The sequence below is a fragment of the Dietzia papillomatosis NBRC 105045 genome (assembly GCF_001570845.1).
In the GTDB taxonomy this organism is placed as follows: Bacteria; Actinomycetota; Actinomycetes; order Mycobacteriales; family Mycobacteriaceae; genus Dietzia; species Dietzia cinnamea.
In genome coordinates this window covers 1-962 of record NZ_BCSL01000118.1, presented here as the reverse complement: position 1 = coordinate 962, position 962 = coordinate 1, and the positions used below count along the sequence as shown (strand labels likewise).

The 962-nt window shown below is 65.5% G+C and carries 1 pseudogene; it reads right to left on the bottom strand.

Annotated features, from left to right (window positions below):
* Position 1 precedes the first annotated feature (1 nt).
* A pseudogene (locus tag DPA01S_RS16910) lies at positions 2-932 on the bottom strand (IS5 family transposase).
* Between the last annotated feature and the right edge of the window lie 30 nt (positions 933-962).

The window sequence follows — 962 nt, the reverse complement described above, 5'->3', positions numbered from 1 at the left end:
TCTAGGGTGTGTCTCCCAATCGGCGTAGCCAGGTGAGAATTGCGCAGAGTGTGACGGCGGCGCGGTAAGTGATCGCGAGTTTGTCGTAGCGGGTGGCCAGCGCTCGCCATTGCTTGGCCAGTGCGAAGGAACGCTCGACGACGTTTCGGTCTTTGTAGAGGTCAGTGTCGAGTTTCGGGGGTCGGCCACCGCGGCTGCCGCGGCGTTCGCGAGCGGCGATGGTGTCGCTTTTCTCCGGGATGACAGCGGCGATACCGCGACTGCGGAGCTGGCGGCGGATCGTGCCAGACGAGTAGGCCTTGTCTGCGATCACCGCGTCGGGGCGGGTGCGGGGTCGGCCCTTGCCGTGGCGTGGGACGTGGATGTCGGCCAGGACTTCGGCCAGCATCGCGCCGTCGTTTCGTTGCCCACCGGTGATCACGTTCGCCAGCGGTCGGCCGCGGCCGTCGACGGCACTGTGAATCTTGGTGGTCAGCCCTCCTCGCGAGCGACCGATGCCATGACCTGCGGGTTCACAGTCCCGGAAGGGCCGGTTCTTGTGATTCGACCCTGCCCCCTGTGTCCTGCTCAGGGCGCGTTGTATTTGTGCCGTGCTGATGAGCGCGGCAGATGGTGGCGTCGACCGAGACGTTCCAGTCGATCTTTCCGGCTGCGTCGGCATCGGCCAGGATCACGTGCAGGATGCGATCCCAGGTCCCGTCCCGGGCGTAGCGGGCGTGACGCTTCCACACGGTCTGCCACGCACCGAACTCCTCGCGAGGTAGGTCCCGCCAGGGAATACCTGCTCGGTAGCGGTAGATGATCCCCTCGACGACTTTGCGATTGTCGCGAAACGGATGCCCCTGCCGCCCTTCGTTCGAGGGCAGCAGGGGCTCTATCCGCTCCCACTGCTCGTCGGTGAACTGGCGAAATCGTGACTTCGTCTGTCCCATACGGCCACGGTCTCGCGGGTCACCGCTCAG